The organism is Novosphingobium sp. GW835-FHT14H07 (genome assembly GCF_058793515.1).
This window is the reverse complement of the sequence record NZ_JBXAFX010000007.1, coordinates 26,981-46,115: the sequence shown is the minus strand read 5'-3', so window position 1 is coordinate 46,115 and position 19,135 is coordinate 26,981. Positions and strand designations below refer to the sequence as shown.

General features: G+C 64.6%; 19 protein-coding genes. 13 read left to right on the top strand and 6 right to left on the bottom strand.

Annotation, left to right across the window (positions count from 1 at the left end):
* Positions 1–12 precede the first annotated feature (12 nt).
* The 3 genes from AC1Q5P_RS08410 (at position 13) to AC1Q5P_RS08400 (ending at position 1,663) form a co-directional block, all read left to right on the top strand.
* A complete protein-coding gene (locus tag AC1Q5P_RS08410; protein WP_492518699.1) occupies positions 13–495 on the top strand; it encodes a disulfide bond formation protein B in 483 nt (160 codons plus the stop codon).
* A gap of 1 nt (position 496) precedes the next feature.
* Complete coding sequence (locus AC1Q5P_RS08405) at positions 497–1,006, top strand: demethoxyubiquinone hydroxylase family protein (protein ID WP_039337828.1); 510 nt, start codon at positions 497–499, stop codon at positions 1,004–1,006.
* Between the two features lie 84 nt (positions 1,007–1,090).
* Entirely contained in the window at positions 1,091–1,663 is a 573-nt protein-coding gene (locus tag AC1Q5P_RS08400; RefSeq protein WP_492518698.1) for a hypothetical protein, read from the top strand.
* Positions 1,664–1,810: 147 nt separating this feature from the next.
* Here the strand turns inward: AC1Q5P_RS08400 and fabI are convergent, their stop codons facing one another.
* The 3 genes from fabI to AC1Q5P_RS08385 are packed head-to-tail and all read right to left on the bottom strand — an operon-like array spanning position 1,811 to position 4,617.
* Positions 1,811–2,614, bottom strand: coding sequence for an enoyl-ACP reductase FabI (gene fabI / locus AC1Q5P_RS08395; RefSeq protein WP_039337829.1), 804 nt, complete (start codon positions 2,612–2,614; stop codon positions 1,811–1,813).
* Positions 2,611–3,609, bottom strand: coding sequence for a YihY/virulence factor BrkB family protein (locus AC1Q5P_RS08390; RefSeq protein ID WP_492518758.1), 999 nt, complete (start codon positions 3,607–3,609; stop codon positions 2,611–2,613). Before AC1Q5P_RS08390 ends, fabI begins: the two co-directional genes overlap by 4 nt.
* A gap of 48 nt (positions 3,610–3,657) precedes the next feature.
* Positions 3,658–4,617: a DnaJ C-terminal domain-containing protein gene (locus AC1Q5P_RS08385; RefSeq protein WP_492518697.1), complete on the bottom strand. Its 960-nt coding sequence runs from the start codon at positions 4,615–4,617 to the stop codon at positions 3,658–3,660.
* Between the two features lie 222 nt (positions 4,618–4,839).
* Here AC1Q5P_RS08385 and pdxH point away from each other — a divergent pair, with 222 nt between their 5' ends.
* Genes pdxH through AC1Q5P_RS08370 form a run of 3 tightly spaced genes read left to right on the top strand, consistent with a single transcriptional unit; the run spans position 4,840 to position 7,265 of the window.
* The gene (gene pdxH / locus AC1Q5P_RS08380; protein WP_062343477.1) at positions 4,840–5,451 is read left to right on the top strand and encodes a pyridoxamine 5'-phosphate oxidase; all 612 of its coding nucleotides are present in this window, start codon (positions 4,840–4,842) and stop codon (positions 5,449–5,451) included.
* Positions 5,452–5,461: 10 nt separating this feature from the next.
* The gene (locus AC1Q5P_RS08375; RefSeq protein ID WP_492518696.1) at positions 5,462–6,439 is read left to right on the top strand and encodes a cation diffusion facilitator family transporter; all 978 of its coding nucleotides are present in this window, start codon (positions 5,462–5,464) and stop codon (positions 6,437–6,439) included.
* A gap of 10 nt (positions 6,440–6,449) precedes the next feature.
* The gene (locus tag AC1Q5P_RS08370; RefSeq protein ID WP_039337859.1) at positions 6,450–7,265 is read left to right on the top strand and encodes a PhzF family phenazine biosynthesis protein; all 816 of its coding nucleotides are present in this window, start codon (positions 6,450–6,452) and stop codon (positions 7,263–7,265) included.
* A gap of 4 nt (positions 7,266–7,269) precedes the next feature.
* Here AC1Q5P_RS08370 and AC1Q5P_RS08365 read toward each other — a convergent pair whose 3' ends face one another.
* The gene (locus AC1Q5P_RS08365; protein ID WP_492518695.1) at positions 7,270–8,394 is read right to left on the bottom strand and encodes a serine hydrolase domain-containing protein; all 1,125 of its coding nucleotides are present in this window, start codon (positions 8,392–8,394) and stop codon (positions 7,270–7,272) included.
* A 71-nt stretch (positions 8,395–8,465) separates the two neighbouring features.
* Here AC1Q5P_RS08365 and AC1Q5P_RS08360 point away from each other — a divergent pair, with 71 nt between their 5' ends.
* Positions 8,466–8,798: a hypothetical protein gene (locus tag AC1Q5P_RS08360; protein WP_322788206.1), complete on the top strand. Its 333-nt coding sequence runs from the start codon at positions 8,466–8,468 to the stop codon at positions 8,796–8,798.
* Between the two features lie 18 nt (positions 8,799–8,816).
* Here AC1Q5P_RS08360 and mnmA read toward each other — a convergent pair whose 3' ends face one another.
* Positions 8,817–9,956: a tRNA 2-thiouridine(34) synthase MnmA gene (gene mnmA / locus AC1Q5P_RS08355; protein ID WP_039337862.1), complete on the bottom strand. Its 1,140-nt coding sequence runs from the start codon at positions 9,954–9,956 to the stop codon at positions 8,817–8,819.
* A 148-nt stretch (positions 9,957–10,104) separates the two neighbouring features.
* On the opposite strand from mnmA, the gene AC1Q5P_RS08350 reads away from it, so the two are divergent.
* From AC1Q5P_RS08350 to AC1Q5P_RS08325, 6 genes are all read left to right on the top strand, one after another.
* Positions 10,105–10,437, top strand: a complete 333-nt coding sequence (locus AC1Q5P_RS08350) for a hypothetical protein (RefSeq protein ID WP_492518694.1) — start codon at positions 10,105–10,107, stop codon at positions 10,435–10,437.
* Position 10,438: 1 nt separating this feature from the next.
* Positions 10,439–10,738 carry a CtrA inhibitor SciP gene (sciP, locus tag AC1Q5P_RS08345; RefSeq protein WP_039337836.1) on the top strand — a complete coding sequence of 100 codons (300 nt, stop codon included), beginning with the start codon at positions 10,439–10,441 and terminating at the stop codon, positions 10,736–10,738.
* A gap of 331 nt (positions 10,739–11,069) precedes the next feature.
* On the top strand, positions 11,070–12,242 hold the full coding sequence (locus AC1Q5P_RS08340; protein WP_039337837.1) for an efflux RND transporter periplasmic adaptor subunit: 1,173 nt from the start codon (positions 11,070–11,072) through the stop codon (positions 12,240–12,242).
* Positions 12,243–12,251: 9 nt separating this feature from the next.
* Positions 12,252–15,449 carry an efflux RND transporter permease subunit gene (locus AC1Q5P_RS08335; RefSeq protein WP_039337838.1) on the top strand — a complete coding sequence of 1,066 codons (3,198 nt, stop codon included), beginning with the start codon at positions 12,252–12,254 and terminating at the stop codon, positions 15,447–15,449.
* A gap of 107 nt (positions 15,450–15,556) precedes the next feature.
* Positions 15,557–16,762, top strand: a complete 1,206-nt coding sequence (locus AC1Q5P_RS08330) for a DUF445 domain-containing protein (RefSeq protein WP_062343481.1) — start codon at positions 15,557–15,559, stop codon at positions 16,760–16,762.
* On the top strand, positions 16,759–17,295 hold the full coding sequence (locus AC1Q5P_RS08325) for a GNAT family N-acetyltransferase (RefSeq protein WP_492518693.1): 537 nt from the start codon (positions 16,759–16,761) through the stop codon (positions 17,293–17,295). Before AC1Q5P_RS08330 ends, AC1Q5P_RS08325 begins: the two co-directional genes overlap by 4 nt.
* On the opposite strand, the gene AC1Q5P_RS08320 is transcribed toward AC1Q5P_RS08325, so the two are convergent.
* A complete protein-coding gene (locus tag AC1Q5P_RS08320; protein WP_492518692.1) occupies positions 17,282–18,973 on the bottom strand; it encodes an ATP-binding protein in 1,692 nt (563 codons plus the stop codon). The genes AC1Q5P_RS08325 and AC1Q5P_RS08320 overlap by 14 nt on opposite strands.
* Positions 18,974–19,135: the final 162 nt, after the last annotated feature.

Sequence of the window (19,135 nt, the reverse complement as noted above, 5' to 3'; positions counted from 1 at the left end):
AGAGCGCGCGGCATGACCTCGCAGCCGTCCCGCAACGCCGCCTACGCGCTTGCCCTGATCGTGCCCGCCGCGCTGATGGGCGGGGCGCTGATCTCGCAATACGTGTTCGGGCTCTACCCGTGCCAGATGTGCTGGTGGCAGCGCTACCCGCACATCGCCGCCATCGTGCTGGCGCTCCTGGCGCTGACGATGAAGGGGAAGGGCTCCGGCGATCTTGCGGTGACGCTCGCCGCCACGGCCATCGGCATTTCCGGCCTGATCGGCGGATTCCATGCCGGTGTCGAATACGGCTGGTGGGAAGGCGTCACCGCCTGTTCCACCGTCGCGGGCGGCGGCAATCCTCTGGATGCGATCATGAATGCCCCGGTCGTGCGCTGTGACGTGGCACCTTGGTCCATGTTCGGAATCAGCCTCGCCGGGTTCAACTTCCTGATCTCGGCCGCAGGCGCGATCCTTGTCTTCGCGCTGCTCGGCAAAAGCCGCAAGGGAGCGTGAGATGACCAAATTCGCCGAAATGCTGCGCGTCGATCAGGCCGGCGAATTCGGCGCAACGCGGATCTACGCAGGCCAGCTTGCCGTCATGGGCAACCGCGCCCCGCATTCGGCGGAAATCGCCGCTATGGCCGAGCAGGAAGCCGGGCACCGCGCGAAGTTCGATGCCCTGATCGCCCAGCGCGGCGTGCGACCGACTGCGCTCCAGCCGGTATGGTCGGCAGCAGGCTTTGCTCTCGGCGCCGCAACCGCCCTGATCGGCCCCGAAGCCGCCATGGCCTGCACCGCCGCGATCGAGACCGAGATTGACCGGCACTACACCGAACAGCTCGAGGAACTGGGCGACGAGGACCCGGAACTCGCCGCGATGATCCGCGAATTCCGCGATGACGAGCGCGAGCATCGCGATGCAGCGCTGGCGGCTGGCGCAGAAAAGGCGCCTGCCTATCCCGTGCTGTTCCACGCCATCCGCCTCGGCTGCCGCGCCGCCATCGCGCTTTCCAAGCGGATTTGATCCAGCGCAGGGAACTGCGCGCCTTCATCTACCATTCACAGGCAGCGCGCCCTATATCGGGGCAAGCCTGACCGGAGACCCATGATGAAGCGCCTGATTCCTGCCGCCCTGCTGCTGTCCAGCGCCTTTGCCGCTCCGGCGCTTGCCCAGGCGGACCAGCCGCTGGTCGATCCCTCGGGCGAGAAGGTGAACCAGCTGATCGTCTATGGCGACGATCCGTGCCCCAATTCCGAAGGCAGCACGATCACCGTCTGCGCGCGCAAGGAAGAGGAAGAACGCTTCCGCATTCCCAAGGCGCTGCGCGACAACCCCAATGCCACGGTCAACCAGGCGTGGAGCCAGAAGGTCCGCGCCTATGAGACTGTCGGCAACTTCGGCACCAACTCGTGTTCGGCCGTGGGCGCTGGCGGCGCCACCGGCTGCCTTGCCCGCCTGATCGACCGCGCCTATGCCGAGAAGAAGAACAGCTCCGACGTCCAGTTCGGCAAGCTGATCGAGGAAGAGCGTGCCAAGCGGCTCGAGACCATCGACGCCGATGCCGCCGCCGAACAGGCCCGCGTCGAGCAGATCGAAAAGGAATACGAAGCAAGGCTGAAGCGCGAACGGGAGCAAGCCGGCGAGCAGGCTCCGGCCACTTCCGCACCCGCGCAGCCGTAACAGCCCACCCAGCTGCAACTAACGCCAGCTGCGCTGACGTAAGTCTCGCGGCCCTCCCGCTTGCGGGAGGGCGTGTTATCGTGCTGCGTTGTTCTCACCTCCCGCAGGCGGGGGGGTAGGGGGTGGGCACCGGCGACAGCCGGTACATCAACCCAAAGCAATATCCGGCGCGTCTTCCTGCTTCATGCCGACGGTGTGATAACCGGCATCAACGTGATGCGTCTCGCCAGTCACGCCCGATGACAGGTCGGACAGCAGGTAGAGACCCGCACCGCCCACGTCCTCGATGGTCACGTTGCGGCGCAGCGGGCTGTTCAGCTCGTTCCACTTGAGGATGTAGCGGAAATCGCCGATGCCGCTGGCGGCCAGCGTCTTGATCGGGCCTGCCGAAATCGCATTCACGCGCACGCCCGAAGGCCCGCAGTCGTTGGCGAGGTACTTCACGCTGGTTTCCAGCGCCGCCTTGGCCACGCCCATCACGTTGTAGTGCGGCACGACCTTTTCCGCGCCGTAATAGGTCAGCGTCAGGATCGACCCGCCGTTCGGCATCATCTCCATGGCCCGCTTGGTCACCGCCACGAGGCTGTAGGCCGAGATGTTCATGGTCATCAGGAAGTTGTCGAGCGTGGTGTCGTAAAACTTTCCACGCAGCTGGTTCTTGTCGGAATAGCCGATGGCGTGGACGATGAAGTCGATCGTCGGCCACTTCGCCTTCAGTGTTTCGAACGTCTGGTCGAGCGCGGCCATGTCGGACACGTCGCATTCGATCAGGAAATCGCTGCCAAGGCTCGCGGCCAGCGGGCGCACGCGCTTCTCCAGCGCTTCGCCCTGGTAGGAAAAGGCCAGTTCCGCGCCGTGTTCGTGAAGCTGCTTGGCAATGCCCCAGGCGAGCGACTTGTCATTGGCGAGGCCCATGATCAGGCCGCGCTTGCCTTGCATAAGTCCAGTCATGCGTCAGTGTTCTCGCTTCTTGTCTCGTTCCCGGCGCTCGTGCGCGATGCGCGTGCGCGATTGTCAGCCTGGCCCAGCATGTCGCGCTCTTCCGGTGTTTCGGCAAGTGCGGCGTTGAGTTCGGCCCCCACCACCATCCCTAAGCCCACCAGCCAGAAAAAGAAAAGGGCGATCATCACCCCGGCGAGACTTCCGTAGGTGAGATCGTACGAAAAGAACGTCCGCAAGGCGGTGGGCAGCAGCGTCGTCACTACAATCCACCAGATCGTCACGAACAGCGCCCCCGGCCATTTCGGATAGCCGCGCCCGCGATAGGCGCCGGGGGTCAGCGAAATGAACAGCAGCCACAGCGCGCCATAAAGAACCACGGCGGGAATGAAGCGCGAAAGGGCCAGGCTGCCGAGGATATCCGCGAATTGCGGCAACCATGCCTCGATGACTTCCTGCGCAGCGCCGATCACGACCTGTGCGAAAATGGCGAAGAGAATGAGGACGACCGACGCCAGCGTGATTCCGGTCGATGCCAGCCGGTATCGCCAGAAGGCATGTTCCCAGCGCGTGCCATAGGCGCGGCGCAGGATGTCCCGGATCGTCTCGACCAGACTGCCCACTGTCCACAGGCCGAAGAGTCCGCCGATCCACAGGAGCCAGCCGGTACGCGCTTCGATCACGCTGCGGGCAACCGGTTCGATGGTCGTCGCAACGACCGGAGGCAGGGCGATGAGCACCGTATCGATTGCGGCCGCGCGCTGGCTCGCCTCGCCGATAAACGAGAACAGCGCGGCCCCGGTAATGAAGAACGGGAACAGCGCGATGACGATCATGTAGGCAAGATTGCCGGCATGGATCGACCCGTCATTGAAGACGCCGGTCCACACGCGCTTGATCACTTCCCAGGCCCTGCTCCCTGGGCCTAGCCTTTCGCGCGCCTCGGCAAGTCCGGAGCGCCAGCGCAGCGCTTCGCGCCGCCGTGCTTCGGGCGAAAGATCCGGCATGTCGACAAGCGGGCGGGGCCCCGGCGGGGTCTGGCCGGGAGCGTTCACTCAGACACCAAGCTTGTCACGAAGGTTGCGCATGTCCGCCCAACCCTCGAGACGTGCTTTCAGGTCCCCGTCATCGGCAGGAATGTCGATCTGCAGCGTCACCAGCTGGTCGCCGCGGGTGCCATCCTTGCGGGTGAAGCCCTTGCCCTTGAGGCGCAGCGTCTTGCCGCTCGAACTGCCCGGAGCCACGGTCAGCATGACGGCGCCATCGACTGTCGGCACCTTGACCTTTGCTCCGTTCAGCGCCTCGGCAAGGCTGATCGGCAGGTCGAGCCGGATGTTGTCGCCGTCGCGCTCGTAGAAGGGGTGGCTGCCGATCTCGATAGTGACGATGGCGTCGCCGTTGCCGCCGGGGCCGGGTTCGCCCTTGCCACCCAGCCGCATCTGCTGGCCGCTCTCGAGCCCTGCAGGCAGCTTCAGGTCGATGGTCTTGCCGTCCGACAGGGTGATGCGCTGGCTGGCGCGCGTCGCTGCATCGACGAACGAGACCTGCAGGCGGTAGTTCACATTGGCGCCCTTGGGCGGAGGACCGCGGCGCGCCCCACCACCCATTCCACCCATTCCACCCATGCCGCCCATTCCGCCGCGACCGCCGAACAGTCCTTCGAAGATGTCCCCGATATCGACTCCCTCGGCGCCGCCGAAGCCGCCTTCGAAGCCGCCGTCATGGCGGAAACCGCCCTGGTGCCCGCGAAAGCCGCCGCCTCCGCCGAAGCCACCGCCGAACGGGCCGGTCGGATTGCCTTCTGCGTCGATCTCGCCACGATCGAACTTGGCCCGCTTGTCCTTGTCGGACAGCAGGTCATAGGCGCGGGTCACTTCGGAAAAGCGCTCCGCTGCCTTGGGGTTGTCCTTGTTGGTATCCGGGTGCAGTTCCTTGGCCAGCTTGCGATAGGCGGACTTGATGTCCTTCTCGCTTGCGTTGCGCGGAACCCCCAGGGTGGAATACGGATCGGCCATGGCACTCTAGCTAGGATTTGCAAGCGTTGCCCGCAAGGTTGCCTTTCCTACATCGCAGCAGAAGAGTAGGCCGGTCTCCATGCAATTGATCCCGGTCATGGAAAACCGCTCCCGCCATGCCAGACACCTCATGAAGGCAGGGAGCCCGGCCGTTCAGAAAACCCCGCCGGAAAGCTTTCTCTGGACTGTGTAAACCCCGTAAACCCCTTTCAGGAAATTCCAGTGCAACCTGAACAGACTTCCGACGCGATCCCCCATGCCGATCCGCTCGCGATCTTCGAATCGTGGTATGCTCAGGCGCAGGCCAGCGAGCCCAACGATCCCAACGCCATGGCGCTGGCGACATCTACGCCCGACGGCCATCCCTCGGTGCGCATGGTGCTGCTCAAGGGCCACGGCCCGGACGGCTTCGTGTTCTACACCAACTTCCACAGTCGCAAGGGCGGCGAACTGGCGGCAAATCCCCACGTCGCGCTGCTGTTCCACTGGAAGTCGCTGCGCCGCCAGATCCGCATCGAGGGTTCGATTGCCGAAGTCACGGCTGCCGAGGCCGATGCCTATTTCGCCAGCCGCCATCCCGAATCGCGCCTTGGCTCGGCCGCATCGGACCAGTCGCGCCCGCTGCCGGACCGTCAGGTCTACCTCGACCGGGTCGATGCGTTGCGGCAGCGCTATCCCGATGGCAACGTGCCGCGCCCGGCGCACTGGTCGGGCTACCGCGTAACCCCTGTCGCAATCGAGTTCTGGCAAGACCGCGATTACCGCCTGCACGAACGTCGCCGCTTCGTGGCCGACGGAGCAGGCGGCTGGACCAGCACCCTGCTTTACCCCTAAGGCACCCGCCATGGACATGACCCGCGCCGACACTCACGCCGACCTCAACCGCAAGGCTGCGCTTGCCAGCATTTCGGTGGCGGTGCTTCTCGTCGGCATGAAGGCGTGGGCAGTGCTCTCGACCGGGTCGACTGCCATGCTCGGCAGCCTTGCCGATACCGCGCTCGATCTGGTGGCGAGCCTTGCCACCTTGCTCGGCGTGTGGGTCGCCTCGCAGCCTGACGACCACAACCACCGCTTCGGGCATGGCAAGGCCGAAGCGCTGGCGGCGATGTTCCAGGTCGTCCTGATCTCGATCTCGGCCATCGGCCTTGCCTTCCGTGCGGTCGGGCAGTTCCTCGGGCAGGCGCAAGTGGCCGAGGCGGAGTCGGGCGTCGTTGTCTCGACCATCGCGCTCGGTGCGACCCTGGCACTGCTGGCCTACCAGCGCCACGTCATCCGGCAGACCGGCAGCCTGGCGATCAGCACCGACAATGTGCACTACAAGTCCGACCTGTTCCTCAACCTCGCGGTCATCGCCGCGCTGGTGCTCGACACTTATGTAGGCATCAAGGGTGCCGACGCGGTGTTCGCATTCGGCATCGCGCTATGGCTGGCGTGGGGCGCGTGGGGCGCATCGCAGGAAGCCGTCGATCAGCTGATGGACCACGAATGGCCGCTCGAGAAGCGCGAGCGTTTTCTCGAAGTCGTCGCCCAGCACCCTGAGCTCAAGGGCCTGCACGACTTGCGCACCCGCACCAGCGGCAACCGCGATTTCGTCCAGTTCCACGTCTGGGTCGACGGACGCATGACCGTGACCGAGGCGCACCGTGTTATGGACGAGATCGAGGACAAGCTGATGGCGGAGTTCCCCGGCGTCGAGATCCTCATCCACCCAGACCCCGAAGGGCTGGTCGACGAGGACATGATGGGCGCCGAGAACCTGCTCAGCCCCGGTCCCGATGGCACCAGCCCGGCCATCCTCGCACAGGGTGCGCCGAACGCTTGAGGACAGCCGCGTGACCGATTCCCGAGTTCCCTACTTCCACGTCGATGCTTTCACCGCCCGCGCCCTGGGTGGCAATCAGGCGGCGGTGATGATGCTCGATGCCTGGCCTGACGATGCAACGCTTCAGGCGATCGGCGCGGAGAACATGTTCGCCGAAACCGCCTTCCTCGTGCCCGATCAAACCGGCATGGCCGATTTCGAGCTCCGCTGGTTCACCCCTGCTGTCGAAGTGGCGATGTGTGGCCACGCCACGCTGGCATCTGGGCACGTCGTGCTGGCGCAGGACCCGATGCGGGGCCGTGTCACGTTCTCGACGCGCAAGGCCGGCGTGCTCGAGGTTGCGCGCGATGGCGATCGCTACGTGCTTTCGCTTCCGGCCGTGCCCACGGCTCCCGGTGCTTTCGACGATGCGGTGCCTCTGCTCGGGCCGGGCAAGCCGATCGACGTCTGGCAGGGCGATGGCTACAACATCTTTCATTACGCCACGGCTGACGAAGTCCTCGCACTCGCGCCGGATTTCAAGGCCCTGCTACGGTTCGGCGACACGCAGTTCATCGCCACCGCCGCGGGCAGCGGACATGCCTCGGGCGCAGACATCGTCAGCCGCGTGTTCGTGCCGGGTGGCGGGATTGACGAGGATGCCGCCACCGGATCGGCCCACGCTGCGCTCACGCCGTACTGGGCAAGCAAGCTCGGGCGCGCGACATTCTCGGCGCATCAGGCCTCGGCACGCGGCGCGGACTTCGTCTGCCGCCTCGAAGGTGATCGCGTGTTGCTGGGCGGCGATTGCGTGACCGTGGTCGAGGGGCTGTTCCGCCTGCCGTGAAGCCTCAGCGGTAGAGCGCCACAACGTCCGCCAGGCCGTCCACCAGCGGGGCCAGCTGTTCGTCCGGCGTCTTGCCGAGGCGCACCACAGTTAGCCCGCGGCTCGGGCTGACGATCACGTACTGGCCGAGATGGCCGATGCAGGCGAACAGGTCCTTCGGGCCGCGATCGGGAAACAGCGAAGACTCGCCGTTCGTCGGAGTACGGTTGAGCCAGATCTGCGCGCCGTACTGCGCCTCTCGTGGCGAGGGCGTGACCATGAACTCGATCCACTGCCGCGGGATGATCTGCGCGCCCTTGACCGAGCCCTTGTTGCGCAGGAACTCGCCGAACTTCGCCCAGTCGCGCGCGGTGCCGTGGATCAGCGAACCGCCGATCAGCGTGCCCGCGGCGTCGAATTCGGGCAGCATCGATTTCATGCCAGCCGGTTCGAACAGGCGGGTGCGCAGGTAATCGGCCACGGCCTGACGGCGATTCTCCGGGTTCGGCGCGGGCGAGAGCACGCGCGCTGCGAGATCGGCGAGGATCACGCTGGTCGCCGAAGAGTATTCGAACTTGCGGCCGGGCTCCGCTTCGAGTGGCTGGTCCTCGGCATAGCGCGCCATGTCGTCGCGACCGTCGAGGAACAGCATGCGCACTTCGTCGGATTCGTAGACCGGATCGATCGCTTCGGAATGGCGCAGGCCCGACCGCATCTGCAGCAACTGGCGAAGCGTGATCTCGCCGCGCGGATCGCCGGGGCGCTGCCACGCCGGGACCGGCGCGGTCTCGTCCAGCCGCAGGCGCCCATCGGACACGAGCATCCCGATCATCACGCCGGTGACCGACTTGGCCATCGACCAGCTGACGAAGCGGGTATTCTCGTGATAGCCCTCGGCATAACGCTCGGCGACGATGCGACCGTTCTTCATCACGATGACAGCGCGCGTCTCGCCCATCCCGGGCGCGAACAGGGCGTCGACCGCGCGGGCCAGCTTTTCGCGACCGGTGCCGGGGTCCTTGACCACCGCCTTCATGGCTTCTTCCGAGACGGGCGGCGGCCCTTCGGCCTCATTCGTCCCCCGCGAACAGCCAGCCACGGCTGGCAGCAGCGCAAGGGTCAGGATAAGGGAGAGCGAGCGACGGGCCATCGGGCCAGTCCTTTCGACCAGAATCGGCAGTCATGGCAACCGGCAACCAAAGTTCCCCCACAGCTCCGTCATTGACGATCGCGCCCAGACGCAGCTGGCGCTGGCGCGCGCTGCTGATCGCACTGGCCTTGCTGCTTGCGGTGCTGGCGACGTTCTGGACCGCAATTCGCGGCTATGCGACGACCGGGGCAAGCTATGGCGCGCGCGTGGCGTGTTCGTGCCGCTTCGTTGGCGGGCGCGAACTGTCGGATTGCCGCAAGGATTTCGAGCCGGGAATGGAACTGGTGTCCCTGAGCGAGGATGCCGAGGCCAAGAGCGTGACAGCACGCTTCGCCCTGCTGTTCAGCCAGACCGCAACCTATCGCAAGGGGCCGGGCTGCGTGCTTGAGCCGTGGAAGAAATAGGGCGCAAGAATTGAAGCTTCAGGCGTCCCAACGCTCGGTCGAATCGATCCAGCCGCCGCCGACCACCCGCTCGCCCGCATAGAGCACTGCGGCCTGCCCCGGAGCGACGCCGTATTCGGGCTGCATGAAGCGGATCGTTGCGCTGGCGCCTTCGCCGAACGGACCTTCCAGTTCGACCGGTACGGGCTTTGCCAGCGAGCGCACCTTTGCCGTCAGCGGTCCCGCCGGGAGCGGGCCGATGCGGTTGGTTTCCGTAATCTTCGCGCGGCTGACTGCCAGCATCGGACGCGGCCCCACCAGCACGCGGCGCTGCGGCGCATCGAGACCGATCACGTAGAGCGGTTCGGGCTGTCCGCCGATCTCGAGGCCCCGCCGCTGGCCCACGGTATAGTGGATGATGCCGCGATGGTGCCCGAGCACTTCGCCACTGGCAGCATGGACGATCTCGCCGGGCGCGTCGCCTTCGGGCCGGACCGACCGCACGATCTTCGCATAGTCGCCATCCGGCACGAAGCAGATGTCCTGGCTGTCGGGCTTGGCGGCGACGACGAGGCCCATGTCCTCGGCGATGCGGCGCGTTTCGGTCTTCGGCAGGCCGCCCAGCGGGAAACGCAGGAAATCGAGCTGCGCCTCGGTCGTGCCATAGAGAAAGTAGGACTGGTCGCGCGCCGGATCGAACGCACGGTGGAGTTCGGGGCCATTGGCACCGACCACGCGGCGCACGTAGTGACCGGTCGCCAGGCAATCGGCACCCAATTCGCGGGCCATCGCCAGAAGATCGGTAAACTTCGGTCCCATGTTGCAGCGAACGCAGGGAATCGGAGTCCGACCGTTGAGATAATCATCGGCAAAGCGCTCGACGACTTCCTCGCGGAAGCTGGATTCGTGGTCGAAGACGTAATGGGCGATGCCCAGGCGGTCGGCCACGGCACGTGCATCGCGAATGTCGTCACCGGCGCAGCATGCGCCCTTGCGCCCGGTCGCCGCGCCATAATCGTAAAGTTGCAGGGTAACGCCGATCACTTCAGCCCCGCTTGCCGCAGCGATTCCCGCAACGACCGAACTGTCGACGCCACCGGACATGGCAACGACGATGCGCCGCGCCTTGACCGGTTGGGGCAGGTCGAAGAGGTCTGGAAGTGTTGCCGTTTCGAGCATGGTGCGCGCCATAGTCGGTTTGGCGCCCCAGCGCAAAGCGTGCGGCAGGAACACGGATTCGGACCGTCACAAGATAAACAACAATTAAACGGCCCCTTTACCGGACCTTAGCCATCTCGCGCCTAGAAGCACGGCGATGGATATGAGTTTGAACGATCATGCGGCGTTTTTCGGCGGCGATACGGTTTCGACAGCCGGGTCCGGGTTGCGTCCGCTGTCGTGGCACGGGCTGTGCGCCCGCATCGCCGCAACGCAGGATCTGCGCCGATCGATGTGTGCGGAAGGCGAAGATGGGCTCGCCGAGGAAGGTGGCAGTTTCCACAGACTCACCGCCGCCTTCATTGCGTCGAACGTATGGGGCAATCCACCGCATGAACGGGTCGTTAACCCTAAGTCTTCAGCGAATGGCAAAGCAGGACTGAGCACATTCGCCGCCGATATGACCGTGACGCGGCAAGGCCGCGCCGAAGCACGAGACTGACATGATCGAGAACCAGAAAATCCGTCCGGCACAAGTCATCGGCCCGCTCGGCGAACCCCTAACGCTCGACAGTCTGCCGCCTGCCAACACCACGCGCTGGGTGGTCCGGCGCAAGGCGGAAGTCGTAGCGGCAGTGAACGGCGGGCTCCTGACCATCGACGAGGTCTGCGAGCGCTACAACCTCACGCTCGAGGAGTTCGCCTCGTGGCAGCGCGCGGTCGACCGCTCGGGCATGCAGGGCCTGCGCGTGACCCGTATCCAGCATTATCGCGATCTGTACGAGCGACAGCTCAAGTATTGATCGCAACAACCAGCTCCATCCGCGGCGGCCGCTTCCTTCGGGAGGCGGCCGTTGTTCTTTGGGGCATCTGTTCCGTTGTTCGCTTGCACTGCAAAGGTATCCGGCGGGTTACAAAAAGTTACAGGTGCAAGAAAGACACGGTGTCCATTTCGGCATAAGTCCTTCGTCGAGACGGAATTGCGCCTCGTCGGAAGGGTAGCTATTGCAATGCAATGACCTGCCATACGGCGGTGCCGCATGCTTGCGGCAAGTGCGTTATGAATGTAACACACCTACTCGAATTTCAAGGGGCCTGCCCTCGCCCCGCCGCGGGACGAAGGCATTGACGAACATGAACTACGAAACGACGATCAACGCCGACAATACCGTCTCGCCCGCTTTTGACGGAGAGGGCGATGGTCGGCTGTCGTCCCGACGCATCTGGATCATCGGTGCAGCGGTTCTGGCGGTTCTGGCAGCAGCGTGGTTTCTCATGCACCGGGGCGATGGCAATGCCGCTGCCGATGCGCAGGAATCGCAGGCGCAGGTCGTGACCGTCGTGGTGCCCGGTACCACCACCATCGCTGGAACCATCACGGCCAGCGGCACGATTGCCGCGAGGCGCGAGATGCCGGTCGGGGTTGCCGGGGAAGGCGGGCAGATCGTGCAGGTGCTGGTGGATGCGGGCGACTGGGTCCGTGCAGGCCAGGTTCTCGCTGTGATCGACCGGTCGGTCCAGGGCCAGCAGATCGCGAGCCAGGCCGCCAATGTCGAAGTGGCCGCCGCCGATGCGCGGCTGGCGCAGGCCAACCTCGATCGTGCGCTCAAGCTGGTGGAGCGCGGCTTTATCTCCAAGGCAGACATCGACCGGCTCACCGCCACCCGCGACGCTGCCAATGCACGGGTGCGCGTGGCAAGGGCCAGCCTTGGCGAACTCGGTGCCCGCGCTGCGCGTCTGAACATCGTCGCGCCGGCGGCGGGTCTTGTGCTGACACGCGCGGCCGAACCGGGCCAGATCGTTACCCCGGGTTCTGGCGTTCTCTTTTCCATGGCGCGTGACGGGCAGATGGAAATGCAGGCCCGCCTTTCGGAATCCGACCTTGCGCGTCTTGCGGTGGGCGCGAGCGCGGAAGTCACGCCTGTCGGCACCGACCGCAAGTTCTCGGGTCAGGTCTGGCAACTCTCGCCGACGATCGACCAGACCAGTCGCGAAGGGATCGCGCGCATTGCCCTTGCCTACGACAAAGTCCTGCGCCCCGGCGGCTTTGCCACCGCAACGCTGGTTTCCGGGACAACGAACGCGCCGCTTCTGCCGGAATCGGCCATCCTCAGCGACGATAAGGGGTCCTACGTCTTCGTCATCGACCAGGATGACAAGGCGGTTCGCCGCCCGGTGAAGACCGGTCAGGTCAGTGCGAAGGGCATCGCCGTCGTCGAGGGACTTTCGGGCCGCGAGCGGGTGGTGCTGCGGGCCGGCGGCTTCCTCAATCCGGGGGACAAGGTCCGGCCGGTCGTTCAGAAATAAGGGCTGGCGATGAACTTCCAGAACATCTCGGCCTGGTGCATCCGCAACCCGGTCGTACCCATCGTCCTGTTCCTCGGGCTCACGCTCGCTGGCCTCGTCTCGTTCATGCAGATGAAGGTCCAGGACAACCCGGACATCGAATTTCCGGTCGTCATCGTGCAGATCAGCCAGCCCGGCGCTGCGCCGACGGAGATCGAGAACCAGATCACGCAGCGTGTCGAATCGGCCGTGCGATCGATCGCCGGTGTCGACACGCTGACGTCGACTGCCTCCGAAGGCAGCAGCCAGACGCAGGTCCAGTTCAAGATCGGCCAGGACATCAACGCCGCGGTCAACGAGGTCAAGAACAAGGTCGACCAGATCCGTTCCGACCTGCCCGAGGGCATCCTCGAGCCGCAGGTGTTCAAGGTCGAGACCTCATCCAACCCGATTGCCTACTTCGCGGTCGCGGCGGACGACATGACCATCGAGCAGCTCTCGTGGTTCATTGACGATACGATCGCCAAGCGCCTGCTGACCGTGCCCGGCATGGCCGAGGTCAGCCGTTCGGGCGGGGTCAATCGCGAGATTGCCGTCACGCTCGATCCGATGAAGATGACAAGCCTCGGCGTCACTGCAAGCCAGGTCAATGCAGCGCTGCGCCAAGTCAACATCAACGCGGCAGGCGGCAAGACCGAAGTGGCCGGCTCGCGCCAGTCGGTTCGTGTCCTCGGCAATGCGAAGACCGCGTACGAACTGTCGCAGACCGAGATCAGCCTCAGCGGCAATCGCACGGTGCGTTTGGCCGACGTTGCCGATGTCAGCGATTCCTACAGCGAACTGACCTCGATCGCGAAGTTCAACGGCAAGCCTGTCGTGACCTTCTCGTTTTCGCGTGCGCGCGCGGAGTCCGACGTGTCCGTCTATGACGGTGCGCTCAAGGAAATGGAGAAGATCAAGCAGGAGCAGGGCGGCAAGATCCACTTCGAGCTCCTGTTTACCTCGGTCATCCAGACCAAGGATCAGTACCGTTCGTCGATGAACGCGATGGTCGAAGGCGCTGTCCTGGCGGTGGTCGTGGTGTTCCTGTTCCTGAGGGACTGGCGCGCGACGATCGTGTCGGCGCTGGCCATTCCCCTGTCTTCGATCCCCACGTTCTGGGTCCTTGACCTGATGGGCTTCACGCTCAACCAGATGTCGCTTCTGGCGCTGGGGCTTGTCGCGGGCGTACTGGTCGATGACGCGATCGTCGAGATCGAGAATATCGTCAGACACATGCGAATGGGCAAGACCGCCTATCAGGCGGCGATCGACGCCGCCGACGAAATCGGTCTCGCGGTTGTGGCGACGACGTTCTCCATCGTAGCCGTGTTCTTTCCCGTGGCGCTCATGCCCGGCGTATCCGGCCAGTTCTTCAAGAACTTCGGCCTGACCGTGGTCATCTCGGTCCTGTTCTCGCTGCTGGTCGCGCGCATGATCACCCCGATGATCGCGGCCTATTTCCTGCAGGCGCACGGCGAGGCGGAGCATGGCAGCGGGCCGTGGATGGACAAGTACATGAAGGTGCTGGGCTGGTCGCTCGATACCTCGAAGGCGAGGGCCTACCGCGCCGAGCATCCGCGCCGCCGCTTCCGCGCGCGCTTGCGCGACCACCGGTTGTGGATGATGGGCATCGGGGCCGGTGCCTTCGTGCTGACCATCGTCATGTTCATGTCGATCCCGGCACAGTTCTTCCCCGACGCCGACAGCGATTCGAGCACGGTCACCATCGAAATGGTGCCGGGCACGACCTTGCAGCAGACCGAGCGAAAGGTGGGCGAGGTCGTCGACCTGCTCGCCAAGCAGCCCGAGGTGGAATCGCAGCTGGCCTCGGTGCGGGAGGGGCGCGGCAACATCTATGTCAACCTCCGGCCCGACCGCGAACGGACCAGTCTGGTCTTCGAACGCGAACTGACCCCGCAATTGCAGTCCATCTCGGACATCCGGGCGAACTTCCAGGCCCAGGGGCCGAGCGGTCCCGGTGGCGGTTCGGGCCGACCGATCAGCATCATGCTGGCCGGGTCCGATCCAGAATTGCTGCAGAAGACCGCACAGACGCTGGTCGATCAGATGAGCACGCTGCCGCTCGTCGTGGCCCCGCGCATCAGTGCCGACTTGCGCCGGCCTGAAGTGATCATCAAGCCAAGGCTTGATCTTGCGGCGAGCCTCGGCGTGACAACGCAGACGCTGAGCCAGGTGATCCGCATCGCGACTCAGGGCGAAATCGACCAGAACAGCGCCAAGTTCTCGCTGTCCGATCGTCAGGTTCCGATCCGTGTGAAGTTGCCGGAAGCCTCGCGCCGGGACCTTTCGACGCTGGAGAACCTGCCGGTTCCGACCGCTTCGGGTGGATCGGTTCCGCTGTCGCGCGTGGCCGAGATCGAATTCGGTTCGGGCCCGACGCAGATCCAGCGCTACAACCAGAGCCGCCGCGTCTTTGTCGGTGCGGACTTGCCTCCGGGCGTGGTCAAGGGCGATGCAATGAACGCCATCGCGAAGCTGCCCGTAATGCGAAATCTGCCGCAGGGCGTTTCCAACACTGCGGCAGGCGAAGACAAGTTCCAGGCCGAGCTGATGTACAATTTCGTCATCGCCGTCGCTTCGGGCATCTTGCTGGTGTTCTCGGTACTGGTGCTGCTCTACCACCGCTTCATCTCGCCGCTGGTGAACATGGGGTCGCTGTTCCTCGCCCCGCTCGGCGGCTTGCTGGCGATCGGCCTGATGGGGCAGGCGCTGTCTCTGCCCGTGTTCATCGGCATTCTCATGCTGTTCGGCATCGTGGCGAAGAACTCGATCCTGCTGATCGACTTCGCAATCGAGGAGATGGCCACCGGGAAGGCCAAGCTCGAGGCCATTACCGAAGCCGGGCACAAGCGTGCGCAGCCGATCATCATGACCACCGTGGCCATGGTTGCCGGCATGATCCCGACCGCGGTTTCGGTCGGTGGCGATGGTGGATGGCGTGCTCCGATGGGCGTCGTGGTGATCGGCGGGCTCACGCTGTCCACGGCCTTGACCCTGCTGATCGTGCCGGCGGGCTTCAGCCTTGCCGACGGTCTCGAGAAGCGCGTCGGGCCATGGCTCGCCCGCAAGGTTCTCGGGCATGAGCCGGCACCAAGGCCCGTTGCCAAGCCGATTGTACCAGCCACGCGGAACGAACCGCAGCACGAGGCATTTCCGGCGGAGTGACCGCCAGATCGCAACAGCCCGTCGAAGCAGCGCCTTCGAACCCCAGCGGACCCGTCCGCATAGGTAGAGGGCGCGCAATGCCAATGGTGGTTGATCGTGCCCGGCGGATGCGTATCGTCGCCACCTGCCTGCTGGTGGCGATGGCGCTGATCTATGTTGCCACCCGACGGTATGAGGGACTGCATCCGGCAATCGGCTTTATCCGAGCCTTTGCCGAAGCGGCGATGGTTGGTGGCCTGGCGGACTGGTTTGCGGTAACCGCGCTGTTCCGGCATCCGCTTGGTCTGCCAATCCCGCACACGGCGATCATACCCGAAAACAAGGACCGCATTGCCGATACGATGGCATCGTTCCTGCAGGCCAATTTCCTGACGCCGCAGGTTGTCGCGCGCCGCATGGGGGCGGTCAACGCCGCCGCCGCCGCCGGTGCGTTTCTGTCCGATCCGCGGACGGGGGAAAGCCGCTTGCGCGATGGCGCGGCAGGGTTGCTGGCCGATGTGCTGGAATCGCTCGATCCCGATGAACTTGGCGGTCTTGCCAAAGGCGCATTGCGGACGCAGCTGGAGAAGCTGGAACTGGCGCCATTGCTGGGCCAGCTGCTGGGCGCGGCAATCGCCGATGGGCGGCACATGCCGGTCATCGAAAGCCTGATCCGCAAGGCTGCAGAGACGATCGAGGCAAACGAGCCTCTCATCCAGTCAACCATTCACGAGCGCGCCAACACGATCCTGCGCTGGACAGGCCTTGATGAAAAGCTGGCGAATGCCATCCTCGATGGCCTTTACAAGCTTCTGGCCGAAACGCTGGTCGTCCCCGACCACCCGTTGCGCCGCAAGATCGAGGAAGGTCTGGCAACGCTTGCCGACGATCTGGTGAACGACGCCGATATGCGCGCGAAGGTCGAACGGATGAAGCACGAGGTGCTGGCCAATCCGGCATTCGGCCGGTGGCTGGACGGATTGTGGGAACGTGGCAGGATGCGCCTCCTGCAGGTCGTCCGCAACCCGCGCGGCGCGCTGGGCGGCCAGTTGGGGGCAAGCCTTGCCGAGCTTGGCAATGCGCTGCAGCGCGATGTTCGACTGCAGAAGGTGGTCAATCGCTTTGCCCGGCGGACGCTGGTCGGCGTGTCGACGCGCTACGGCGCGCAGATCGTGCGGCTCGTGTCCGAAACCGTGAAGCGGTGGGACGCCCGCACCGTGACTGATCGCATTGAAGGGGCGGTCGGCCGGGACCTGCAGTTCATCCGCATCAACGGCACCCTGGTCGGCGGACTCGTTGGCCTCGTGTTGCATGCGATGGACGTAATGTTGTGAACGCGCTGCCGCAGTTGGAGACGGATCGGCTGATCCTCAGAGTGCCGGGTCGCGACGATTATCTTCTTCTGCGCGATCTTGTCGCCGATCCCGAAGTACATCGCTTCCTCGGGCCTCGGCCGGAAGACCCTACCACAGACATGTTTTCGCGTGCCCTGCGCGGCGCTGGCTCATGGCAACTGTACGGTTACGGCATGTTTCTCGTGCACGAGAAGGGCAGCAATGCCTTCGTCGGGCAAATGGGCCTGTTCCATTCACTGCGCGGCTTCGGCAAGGGGCTTGATGACGTGGTCGAGGCAGGGTGGATCGTGGCGCGGCCCTTCTGGGGCCGTGGCTATGCAAGAGAAGGCATGGAGGCGGCGCTGGACTGGTTCGACCGCACTCACAAGCCGCGCCGCATCGCTTGCATGATCGAGCCTGAGAACCATTCGTCCGTGCGACTGGCCGAGCGTCTTGGCTTCGTTCGTTATGACGAACATATCTTCGAGGACGAAGCGGCTGTCGACCTTTACGAGCGGGTCATAGAGAGCTGACTGCGGGAAACGGCACCGCAGAGGGATCGGCTAGATTGCCGGCGAGCAGGCGCGCGGCCTGTCGCTGGAGTTCCTCGATCGGGAAGGGCTTGGTCAGGACCGCGGTTCGATCCTCCAGACGGGCATCGTTCTGCAGCACTACGCTGTCGGCGTAACCTGTCACGAACAGCACGCCGAGATCCGGCAAGCGGCGGCGCGCCTCGTCGGCAACCTGTCGGCCGTTGAGTCCGCCTGGCAGGCCCACGTCGGTGACAAGCAGATCGATATCGGGGTAGCGATCAAGCACGGCGAGCGCCGCTGCGCCATCGGCAGCTTCGATGCAGCGCATGCCGATCATGGCCAGCGCGTCGAGCATCATCATGCGCACGGTAGGTTCGTCGTCCACGACCAGCACGGTGGCATCGGGCGGCGTATCGAGGCCACGGATGTCTGCGTGCTCCACGACATCTTCGAGCGCAGCATCGTGCCTCGGCAGGTAGATCCGCACTTGCGTGCCCACGCCCTGCGTCGAACGGATCCGGACAATGCCGTTGCTCTGGCGTGCAAAGCCGTAGACCATTGACAGGCCCAGGCCTGTTCCCTTGCCCGTGGGCTTGGTCGTGAAGAAGGGTTCGAACACGCGGTCGAGATCTTCGTCGGCAATGCCCACGCCGGAGTCGGACACGGTGATCGTCATGTAGTCACCGGATGGAAGACCGCGGCTTCGCGCATCGTCCTCGTCCAGCGCGAGATTGAGCGTCGAAATGGCAAGCGTGCCGCCGTCCGGCATCGCGTCGCGGGCATTGATGCACAGATTGAGCAGTGCGTTCTCGAGCTGGTTGGCGTCTACCAGCGCGAGCCAGAGTGCAGGATCGAGATCAGTCTGCACGGCGATCTGCGGCCCCATGGTGCGCCGGACGAGTTCGATGAAGTCTTCGATGAGGCGATTGGCATGCGTTGCCCGCGGCGACAGGGTCTGGCGACGGGAAAACGCAAGCAACCTGTGGGTCAGTGCTGCAGCGCGTTGTGCGGCGCCAAGCCCTGCTTCGACATAGCGTGGCACCTCGTCACTGCGGCCTTGGTTCACGCGCCGGCCTACCAGCTCGAACGCGCCGGTTATACCTGCCAGGAGGTTGTTGAAATCGTGCGCGAGGCCACCGGTCAACTGGCCCACCGCTTCCATTTTCTGCGCCTGGCGAAGGGCGTTCTCGGCCTGCTCACGCTGCGCGAGCGCATCGGCAATCCGCTGTTCGAGCGTTTCATTGAGCTGGTGCAAGGCGCCTTCGGCCCGGACCCTCTCGGTCACGTCCTTGAACAGGACCGCGACCAGCCGATCCTCGAACGTGCCGATGCGGAACGACGAAACCTCGAGGTGGCGGTTGGTTGCGACCAATTCGTTGCGGAACCGGATTGGCTCGCCCGTGTGCAGCACCTTGCCGTAGAAGGCGATCCAGTCATCGGCCTCGTCAGGCACCATGTCGCGCAAGTGCTGTCCGACCACGTTCGGAATTCCGGTGTGCCGCTCGTAAGCAGGGTTGGCGAGGACGTGGACATAGTCACTGAGGGGGCCGTGGGGCCCGTCGAGGAACTTGATGACGCAAAAGCCATCGTCCATGTTCTCGAACAGGATGCGATAGATCTCATGGCCGACATCGGGCGCGCGGAAAGACGGATCCGCTACGGCGACGCCGTCTTTCACGGATGGGTCGATTCAGGCGAGCAGGATTGGGCGCAGTCCATCGCATGCCAAACGCAGTTCATCGCAGCTTGTTCCCGCGTCCTGCCAAAAGGAGTGGGAATACGAAAAAGGCCGGAAGGATTGCTCCTTCCGGCCCAATTCGTGTCAGCTTGAACAGGCGTG

Excerpts from the sequence above, each read along its gene's own strand:
- AC1Q5P_RS08390 (WP_492518758.1), bottom strand. The coding sequence starts at position 3,609 with ATGCCGGATCTTTCGCCCGAAGCACGGCGGCGCGAAGCGCTGCGCTGG.
- AC1Q5P_RS08335 (WP_039337838.1), top strand. The coding sequence starts at position 12,252 with ATGAACTTCCAGAACATCTCGGCCTGGTGCATCCGCAACCCGGTCGTA.
- AC1Q5P_RS08340 (WP_039337837.1), top strand. The coding sequence starts at position 11,070 with ATGAACTACGAAACGACGATCAACGCCGACAATACCGTCTCGCCCGCT.
- AC1Q5P_RS08405 (WP_039337828.1), top strand. The coding sequence starts at position 497 with ATGACCAAATTCGCCGAAATGCTGCGCGTCGATCAGGCCGGCGAATTC.
- AC1Q5P_RS08365 (WP_492518695.1), bottom strand. The coding sequence starts at position 8,394 with ATGGCCCGTCGCTCGCTCTCCCTTATCCTGACCCTTGCGCTGCTGCCA.
- AC1Q5P_RS08375 (WP_492518696.1), top strand. The coding sequence starts at position 5,462 with ATGGACATGACCCGCGCCGACACTCACGCCGACCTCAACCGCAAGGCT.
- fabI (WP_039337829.1), bottom strand. The coding sequence starts at position 2,614 with ATGACTGGACTTATGCAAGGCAAGCGCGGCCTGATCATGGGCCTCGCC.
- AC1Q5P_RS08400 (WP_492518698.1), top strand. The coding sequence starts at position 1,091 with ATGAAGCGCCTGATTCCTGCCGCCCTGCTGCTGTCCAGCGCCTTTGCC.
- AC1Q5P_RS08410 (WP_492518699.1), top strand. The coding sequence starts at position 13 with ATGACCTCGCAGCCGTCCCGCAACGCCGCCTACGCGCTTGCCCTGATC.
- sciP (WP_039337836.1), top strand. The coding sequence starts at position 10,439 with ATGATCGAGAACCAGAAAATCCGTCCGGCACAAGTCATCGGCCCGCTC.
- AC1Q5P_RS08385 (WP_492518697.1), bottom strand. The coding sequence starts at position 4,617 with ATGGCCGATCCGTATTCCACCCTGGGGGTTCCGCGCAACGCAAGCGAG.
- mnmA (WP_039337862.1), bottom strand. The coding sequence starts at position 9,956 with ATGCTCGAAACGGCAACACTTCCAGACCTCTTCGACCTGCCCCAACCG.
- AC1Q5P_RS08330 (WP_062343481.1), top strand. The coding sequence starts at position 15,557 with ATGCGTATCGTCGCCACCTGCCTGCTGGTGGCGATGGCGCTGATCTAT.